This is a genomic window from Methylomagnum sp., from assembly GCF_054333355.1.
This window is the reverse complement of record NZ_JBTEKS010000194.1, coordinates 1-8,287: the sequence shown is the minus strand read 5'-3', so window position 1 is coordinate 8,287 and position 8,287 is coordinate 1. Positions and strand designations below refer to the sequence as shown.

8 protein-coding genes and 1 pseudogene are annotated in these 8,287 nt (G+C 65.3%); all 9 read left to right on the top strand.

All coding sequences use genetic code 11. The features are described 5' to 3' along the window. Window positions 1–559: EAL domain-containing protein (locus ACXWUF_RS14335; protein WP_458495327.1), on the top strand; the 559-nt coding region annotated here is incomplete at its 5' end. 115 nt (window positions 560–674) lie between these two features. Next, on the top strand, window positions 675–1,493 hold the full coding sequence (gene cysT, locus ACXWUF_RS14330) for a sulfate ABC transporter permease subunit CysT (RefSeq protein ID WP_458495328.1): 819 nt from the start codon (window positions 675–677) through the stop codon (window positions 1,491–1,493). 184 nt (window positions 1,494–1,677) lie between these two features. Next, window positions 1,678–2,547 carry a sulfate ABC transporter permease subunit CysW gene (gene cysW / locus ACXWUF_RS14325; RefSeq protein ID WP_458495326.1) on the top strand — a complete coding sequence of 290 codons (870 nt, stop codon included), beginning with the start codon at window positions 1,678–1,680 and terminating at the stop codon, window positions 2,545–2,547. A 79-nt stretch (window positions 2,548–2,626) separates the two neighbouring features. Continuing rightward, entirely contained in the window at window positions 2,627–3,706 is a 1,080-nt protein-coding gene (locus ACXWUF_RS14320) for a sulfate/molybdate ABC transporter ATP-binding protein (RefSeq protein WP_458495325.1), read from the top strand. A gap of 193 nt (window positions 3,707–3,899) precedes the next feature. After that, on the top strand, window positions 3,900–4,529 hold the full coding sequence (locus ACXWUF_RS14315) for a helix-turn-helix domain-containing protein (protein WP_458495324.1): 630 nt from the start codon (window positions 3,900–3,902) through the stop codon (window positions 4,527–4,529). Window positions 4,530–5,192: 663 nt separating this feature from the next. After that, window positions 5,193–6,113 (top strand): serine O-acetyltransferase EpsC, encoded by a 921-nt coding sequence (epsC, locus tag ACXWUF_RS14310; protein WP_458495323.1) that lies wholly within the window; start codon window positions 5,193–5,195, stop codon window positions 6,111–6,113. 226 nt (window positions 6,114–6,339) lie between these two features. Next, window positions 6,340–7,272 carry a family 2A encapsulin nanocompartment shell protein gene (locus ACXWUF_RS14305; protein WP_458495322.1) on the top strand — a complete coding sequence of 311 codons (933 nt, stop codon included), beginning with the start codon at window positions 6,340–6,342 and terminating at the stop codon, window positions 7,270–7,272. Then, window positions 7,247–7,921, top strand: coding sequence for a hypothetical protein (locus tag ACXWUF_RS14300; RefSeq protein WP_458495321.1), 675 nt, complete (start codon window positions 7,247–7,249; stop codon window positions 7,919–7,921). The genes ACXWUF_RS14305 and ACXWUF_RS14300 overlap by 26 nt, the downstream gene beginning before the upstream one ends. A 154-nt stretch (window positions 7,922–8,075) precedes the next feature. Continuing rightward, a pseudogene (locus tag ACXWUF_RS14295) lies at window positions 8,076–8,287 on the top strand (hypothetical protein); the annotation flags it as partial.

The following is an 8,287-nucleotide window of genomic DNA, read 5'->3' as shown; positions in this document are numbered from 1 at the left end:
GCTCAACTACCTGCCCATCGCCCACGACGACGGCACCCTGTTCCTGCACGTCCATCCGCGCCACGTCCTGACCGTGAAGCGCGACCACGGCGCCTATTTCGAGTCCATCATCCAGCGCTGCGGCCTGCCGCTGCGGCGGGTCGCCATCACCCTGACGGTCAGCCCGGCCCACGACCATCACCTCAGCCTGCTGCTGGAGCGGCTGAGAACCTACCGCGACCGGGGCTACGCCACCGCCATCAAGTTCGACGACTTGGCGGGCGACAGCTTCCTGGAGCGCTTCTGCATCGAGTTCCTGTACCGCTTCGCCCCGGATTTCGTGCGCTTCGACAGCCGCTATTTCCAGAAGACCGGCCAGGACTGGGGCAACCACCGCCGCCGCGCTTCCCTGCTGTCCGCCATCCGTCGGCTGGACACGCAATGGGTGGTCGAGGGCGTCAGGAGCGAATCGGACGCCCAATTGGCCCGCGCGCTCACGGCGGATTTCGTGCAGGGCAGCTATTACGACGAGTCCGGTTGGCGTGAGCAGGCGGCACGGGCGGCGGGTGGTCAGGGTTGATTTTAATAACCATGGGGAATGGAAACATGAATATTCATTCTTTCAGAGAATAAAGCCAGCCTGCTACAGTGCCTCGGTCCCTCTATCTTTCCCCACTTGAACTGGACTGACGATGCTGAAGCGACCCGGCGTGCTGCCCGGCTTTTCCCTGACCTTCGGGTTCACGGTGCTGTACCTGAGCCTGATCGTGCTGATCCCCCTCTCCGCCACCTTCTTGAAGGCGGCGACGCTGGGCTGGGGCGGATTCTGGGACGCCATCACCCAGCCGAGGGTGCTGGCCTCCTACAAGCTCACCTTCGGCGCGGCCCTGGCCGGGGCGACCATCAACGCGGTGTTCGGCCTCTTGGTGGCCTGGGTGTTGGTGAGGTACGAGTTCTTCGGCAAGAAGTTCATCGACGCCCTGGTGGACCTGCCCTTCGCCCTGCCCACGGCGGTGGCGGGCATCGCCCTGGCGACGCTCTATTCCGGCAAGGGCTGGGTGGGCCAGTGGTTGGCCCCGCTGGGGATCAAGATCGCCTACACCCCGCTGGGCGTCGTCGTCGCCCTGACCTTCATCGGCCTGCCCTTCGTGGTGCGGACGGTGCAGCCCATCTTGGAAGACTTCGAGAAGGAGCTGGAGGAAGCCGCCGCCAGCCTGGGCGCGACCCGCTGGCAGACCTTCACGCGGGTGATCCTCCCGGCCCTTTTGCCCGCCCTGCTGACTGGCTTCGCCCTGGCCTTCGCCCGCGCCGTGGGGGAATACGGCTCGGTGATCTTCATCGCCGGCAATATTCCGATGGTGTCGGAGATCACCCCGCTGCTCATCATCACCAAGCTCGAACAATACGACTACGCCGGGGCCACCGCCTTGGCCGTGTCGATGCTGGGGGTGTCCTTCGCCTTGCTGCTGGCCATCAACGCCCTGCAACGGTGGAGCCAGTTGCGCCGGACGTAAGGGAGATTGGCGAACCATGCCTGGACCCATTCAAACCCTTCCCGGCCTTCCCTTATCAGGGGAGGAGAAAGACAGGGGGGAGTTCTTATCCCCCTGATAAGGGGGGTTGGGGGGTTCTCACATCCGCCCCGGCGCTCTAAAAATAAACAACCGCCCACCACCCGCTTCAAGGAGACCACTCCCGATGTCCGCGATTGCCGTTCCCCACAGGTCCATTAGCCGCGCCCATGGCGAACCCGCCCCGGTGCGCTGGCTGCTCATCGGTCTCGCGCTGCTGTTCCTGGTGGGCTTCCTGTTCCTGCCCCTGGCGGTGGTGTTCGTCAACGCCTTGAGCAAGGGGCTGGGCACCTATTTCGCCGCCCTGGTGGAACCCAACGCCTTGGCCGCCATCCGCCTGACCCTGACGGCGGCGCTCATCGCCGTGCCGCTCAACTTGGTGTTCGGACTCGCCGCCGCCTGGTGCGTCGCCAAGTTCGAGTTTCCGGGGAAAAGCCTGCTCATCACCCTCATCGACCTGCCCTTCTCCGTGTCGCCGGTGGTGTCGGGCTTGATCTACGTGCTGCTGTTCGGCCTGCAAGGCTGGCTGGGGCCGTGGCTGCACGACCACGACCTCAAGCTGGTTTTCGCGGTGCCGGGCATCGTCCTCGCCACGATCTTCGTGACCTTCCCCTTCGTGGCCCGCGAGCTGATCCCGCTCATGCAGTCCCAGGGCACCGAGGAGGAGGAAGCCGCGACGGTGCTGGGCGCGTCCGGCTGGCAGACCTTCTGGCATGTGACCCTGCCCAATGTGAAGTGGGGCTTGCTGTACGGCGTGATCCTCTGCAACGCGAGGGCCATGGGCGAGTTCGGCGCGGTGTCGGTGGTGTCCGGGCACATCCGTGGCTTGACCAACACCGTGCCGCTGCATGTGGAAATCCTCTACAACGAATACAACGCCGCCGCCGCCTTCGCCGTGGCCTCGTTGCTGGCGCTCTTGGCCCTGGTGACGCTGGCCGCGAAGACGGCGCTGGAATGGCACCTCAAGCACGAGGCCAAGGAAAGCGGACATCCGTAGGTCGGGCATGTACCCATGCCCGACGTTATGGTCCAGCCCCGCCCCTCCGCCCACCGACCCACGATCAGGAATCCCGTCCATGAGCATCGAAGTCCGCGACATCCAAAAATCATTTGGCCGCTTCAAGGCGCTGAAACACATCGACCTGGAAATCGCCGGGGGCGAACTGGTGGCCCTGCTCGGCCCCTCCGGCTGTGGCAAGACCACCCTGCTGCGCATCATCGCCGGGCTGGAGACGCCCGACGCCGGGTCCATCCTGTTCCACGGCGAGGACGCCACCGACACCCATGTCCGGGATCGGCAGGTGGGCTTCGTGTTCCAGCACTACGCCCTGTTCCGCCACATGACCGTGTTCGAGAACATCGCCTTCGGCCTTAGGGTCCGGCCCAGGGCCACCCGCCCGCCGGAGGCGGAAATCCGCCGCAAGGTCCACGAATTGCTGGGACTGGTGCAACTGGACTGGCTGGCGGAGCGCTACCCGGCCCAGCTCTCCGGCGGGCAGCGCCAGCGCATCGCCCTGGCCCGCGCCCTGGCGGTGGAGCCGAAGGTGCTGCTGCTGGACGAGCCGTTCGGCGCCCTCGACGCCAAGGTGCGGAAGGAACTGCGGCGCTGGCTGCGGCGGCTGCACGACGAATTGCACGTCACCAGCGTGTTCGTCACCCACGACCAGGAGGAGGCGCTGGAAGTGGCCGACCGGGTGGTGGTGCTGAACGAGGGGCGGATCGAGCAGATCGGCACGCCCGACGAGGTCTACGACCATCCCGCCACGCCCTTCGTCTACCAGTTCCTCGGGGACGTGAACCTGTTCCATGGCCGGGTCCACGATGGCCAGGCCAAGATCGGCGAGGCCCAGGTGGACCTGCACGGCCACCACGAGCCGCAGGACGCGGCGGTGTTCTACGCCCGGCCCCACGAGATCGACATCCTCAAGCACGACCCCGGCGCCGGGGCGCTGGCCGCCACCGTCACCGACATCCGGGCGCTGGGGGTGACGGTGCGGATCGAGTTGGAGCGGGCCGACGGCCATGGCCTCGTGGAGGTGGAGATGGCGCGGGATCCGTTCAACGGCAAGCCACTGAGCCGGGGCGAGGCGGTGTTCCTGCAACCCAAGCGGCTGCGGGTGTTCGCGGAGGGGAAGGCGCGGGACGTGGCGGCCTAGCCCCCCACGGGACGGGGCGTCCCGCTGCCCCGGCAGCAACACCCCGCCAACACCCCCTGTTGCCCGGGCCGCAATCCCCGCCCACGGCAGCCGCCCGCGCCTCCAATTTAGCGGAACCTGCGCCCTGGCATGAAGGCTGCACTCGCAGGGTAACTCCTTCAATAGCAAACACTTCGGTTTAATGGAGTCCATCGTGATCCGCACCGCCCCCTCCATCGCCAGCATGACCCAAGCCAAGCCACCCAGCCTTGAGATTGAAGACATCGACATGGCCCGGAGCATTGGCCGCATCCTGCGCGAACTCCGCAAGGAGCGTGGCCTGTCCCTGAACGAATTGTCGCTGGCCTCGGGCGTCAGCACGTCCATGCTCAGCCAGATCGAGAATGGCCGCAGCACGCCCACCGTCGCGGTGCTGTGGAAAATCGCCAAGGCGCTGGACGTGCCGCTCACCCACTTCCTGCAAACCTACGAATCCTCGGCCCGGGCGGTGTTGCTGCGGGGGCAGGAAACGCCCGTGAAAATCACCGGCGCGGGCCTGTGCTCCTGGCGGACCCTGAGCCCCGATGCGCCGAACCGGCGGGCGGAGTTCTACGAGATCGTGCTGCGCGGCGGCGGCGTGGAGGAGGTTTCGCCCATTGAAGAAGGCTGGGTCAATCTGGCCTTGGTGTCCGGGGAAGTCGTCGTCTCCCTGGACAACCGCCGCTATGCCCTGCGGGCGGGGGACGCCTTGCAGTTTTCGGCGAACCTGCCCCATGCCTATCTGAATGCGGGACGGGAAGAGGCGCTGATGTATCTGGTCGTCAGCCGGAACCGTTCGGCGTAATCCGGGCTATCCAATATAGCGTCCATTAGAGCGCCGCTCGCTCGGCTTCGATACGCGATTCGTAGGGTACGCTGTGCGTACATTGCGGGGTCGGAGAGGTAGCACAGCGTACCCTACCGCCGTATCGAACTCGTATGAATGCCGCTATAACACGCTTAGTCCGCCGGTATTTCCCCCGGGTTATCGCGGAGGCATTCCTTTACGGCTTTAATCTCACACGCTGTGGATGAATCCGGTCGCGCCCGAATGGCACGCACCGCGTGGATAGCTTTGCCAATTGAAATGGATTTGGCGAATCGGGGCATTCGTCTCAAAAGATTCTGATTTAGATGATTATCGGTTATTGAATAATGCTTTTTTATTCTTTCCGGTAATAACCAGCCATCCGCTAAAGTGTAAGCACATTCGATTTGAAGCCCGAAAAAATCACAGGGCACGGGTAGTGACAACGTACACCCAAAGCTGACCGGACAACCGGAAGCCAGTGAGTCCAAACTTGTGACCGCTGGCTTTTTTTATGGGCTTCATTAATCAGGAGATTCACATGACTTACCGGCTTGGAAAAAACGCCCCCGCCATCAACCAGACGCCGCTGGCTCGGCTCGACCGCATCAGCGGCGGCGCGTTCGGTGCCCATGGATTGGCCATCTGAGGGCCGCCGCCATGAGTTCCAATCACTGGAATATCGGGTCCATCGTGGCCGAATTGCGCCAGCTCCGGGTGGACTCGCTGGCCCTGCGGCAACGGGCCGACCACCCGCCCAAGCTGCCGTCCCGCAAGGCGCTGGTGGGCATCGTCGACGGCCTCGCCGCCGCGCTGTTCCCCAACCGGCTGGGCTCGTCCGAGCTGACCGGGGAAGGCACCGATTACTTCGTCGGCCACACCCTGGATGTCGCCCTCCGCGCTCTGCGCGAGCAGGTGCGGCTGGAACTGCGTTTCGTGGCGGAGGAGTCCGGCGAGACCAGCAACGGCTTCGAGACAAAAGCCAGCGGCATCGTCCGCGATTTCGCCGCACGCCTCCCGAAGGTGCGGACCTTGCTGGAAAGCGACATCGAAGCCGCCTATCAGGGCGATCCCGCCGCCCGCAGCATCGACGAGGTGCTGGTCTGCTATCCCGGCATCACCGCCACCATTCATCACCGGCTGGCCCACGAGCTTTACCAACTGGGCGCGCCGCTGGTGGCGCGGGTCATCGCCGAAATCGCCCACTCCGCCACCGGCATCGACATCCATCCCGGCGCGACGGTCGGGGCCAGCTTCTTCATCGACCACGGCACCGGCGTGGTGATCGGCGAGACCGCCGTCATCGGCCAGCGGGTCCGCGTCTATCAGGCCGTGACCCTCGGCGCCAAGCGTTTCCCGGTGGACGAGAACGGCGTGCTGCTCAAGGGCAACGCCCGCCACCCGATTGTCGAGGACGACGTGGTGATCTACGCCGGGGCCACCATCCTGGGCCGCATCACCCTCGGGCGCGGCTCCACCATCGGCGGCAATGTCTGGCTGACCCGCAGCGTGCCGCCGGAGAGCAACGTCAGCCAGGCGCAGGTGCGGAACGAGATGTTTGACGGCGGGGCGGGGATTTAGGACACACGGCGTAGCGTTGTAGGTCAGGCTTCAGCCCGACACATCCGCTTTATTCGGCTAGCGTCGGGCTGAAGCCCGACCTACGCCGATGCGACCCATCCCAGGATGGGGGGACATACGAACAGAGCGCGGCGGCCTGCGCCTTTGCGCAGGACAAGCGCCTGTTATGCACGCCCACGCACCCGTGGGAACGAGCACTTAAACCAACAAAACCAAGGTACCAACCATGGCCGAAACTTCTGAAATCCAACGCGCCTTGGGCGACGCGGCGGCCCGCCAACTCGCCAACGCCACCAAGACCGTACCGCAACTCACCACCATCACCCCGCGCTGGCTGCTGCATCTGCTGCCGTGGGTGGGCGTGGAGGCGGGCATCTACCGCCTTAACCGGGTGAAGGACGAATCCCGCGTGCTGACCGCCTGCTCGCAACGGGACGAAAGCGACCTGCCGGAAACCTTCGTGGATTACGACGAGACTCCCCGCGAGTATTTCCTTGGCGCGGTGACGACCACGGTGGACATCCACACCCGTGTGTCCGACCTCTACAGCAATCCCCACGATCAAATTCAGCAACAATTGCGGCTGGCCATCGAGACCGTGAAGGAGCGGCAGGAATCCGAACTCATCAACAACGCCGAGTATGGCCTGTTGCACAACGTCGCCGATAGCCAGCGCATCCAGCCCCAACAGGGTGGCGCGCCCACCCCGGACGATTTGGACGAACTCATCACCAAAGTCTGGAAGGAGCCGGCCTTCTTCCTGGCCCATCCCAAGACCATCGCCGCCTTTGGCCGGGAAGCCACCCGCCGGGGCGTGCCGCCACCCACCGTCAACCTGTATGGCTCGCCGTTCCTCACTTGGCGCGGCATTCCGTTGATCCCCACCGACAAGCTGCCCATCGAAAACGGCAAGACCAGCGTCCTGCTGCTCCGTACCGGCGAAAGCCGCCAAGGCGTGGTCGGCCTCTATCAACCCGGCTTGCCCGGCGAGCAGGGGCTGGGGCTGTCGGTCAAGTTCATGGGCATCAGCCGCAAGGCCATCGCCTCCTATTTGATCTCCCAGTACAGCTCGTTGGCGGTGCTGACCGAGGACGCCCTGGCGGTGCTCGAAAACGTCGATGTGGGCAAATACTATGACTACCAGCCTGAATACAAGTAACGGAATAGCGCCGGGACCGACCGCGCCGACCCCCAGCGCGGCCCCGCCCGCCGGGACGCCGCCGGTCGCCTCCAGCCTCAAGCCGCCGACCGAAACCCAGGCCCGTTCCTTACCGGGCGGGGCGGCGGGGGCTTCGGGCTTGTCGCCGGTGGCCTTGGCCGCGCCGCCCTCGGGGGAATCCGCCGAGACCCTGTACTACTTCCTGGAATCGGTGCAGCCCTCGTCGCCGCAAGTCCTGCCCGTGGCGAACCCGCAGCCGCCCAGCCTGGACCCGGCCCGTCGCGCCAACACCGCGCCGACCACGGCCACCGCCGCCGATCCACGGGGCTTGCAGGGCCGCTCCGCCGTGCCGGGCCAGCATCACGGCTCGACCGCGCCGGTCACGCCGGGCATCCAGGCGGGCGCCCAGCCCTTCGCGGGGGCGGTGCCGCCCGCTTCGGCCTTCGGGCCACCCCAGGAATCCCACGCCCGGTCTGTGCCTGCGGCGTTGTCCGGGGCGGCGGGGTCTTCGCCCTACTTCCTTAACCAAGCCACGCCGGTTTCACCGGGCGCGGTGGCGGGGGCGTCCGTGGCGGGAACTTCCGGCGGGGCTTATTACTTTGTGGATGAAGCGCGGGCGCTGGCGGGGAAATCCACGATAGCCAAATAACCCGTAGGTCGGGCATGTACTCATGCCCGACGTGCCGACGCATAAGCGATGTCGGGCATGGAATGCATGCCCGACCTACGACTCGGGACGCAGAGCGTCCATTGATGCATTCCCACGCTTAGCGTGGGAACGATAAGAACTAATAGGAAAAACCATGGCCGAAATCGAAACTCAACAACTGGCTCTCAGCGACGCGGCGGCACGCCAGCTCGCCAACGCGACCAAGACCGTACCGCAACTCCCCACCATCACCCCGCGCTGGTTGGTTCACTTCCTGCCGTGGGTGGGCGTGGAAGCGGGTATCTACCGACTCAACCGGGTGAAGGACGAATCCCGCGTGCTGACCGCCTGCTCGCAACGGGACGA

Coding starts and splice junctions, on each gene's coding strand:
- cysW (WP_458495326.1), top strand. CDS start 1,678: ATGTCCGCGATTGCCGTTCCCCACAGGTCCATTAGCCGCGCCCATGGC.
- ACXWUF_RS14320 (WP_458495325.1), top strand. CDS start 2,627: ATGAGCATCGAAGTCCGCGACATCCAAAAATCATTTGGCCGCTTCAAG.
- epsC (WP_458495323.1), top strand. CDS start 5,193: ATGAGTTCCAATCACTGGAATATCGGGTCCATCGTGGCCGAATTGCGC.
- ACXWUF_RS14305 (WP_458495322.1), top strand. CDS start 6,340: ATGGCCGAAACTTCTGAAATCCAACGCGCCTTGGGCGACGCGGCGGCC.
- ACXWUF_RS14300 (WP_458495321.1), top strand. CDS start 7,247: ATGACTACCAGCCTGAATACAAGTAACGGAATAGCGCCGGGACCGACC.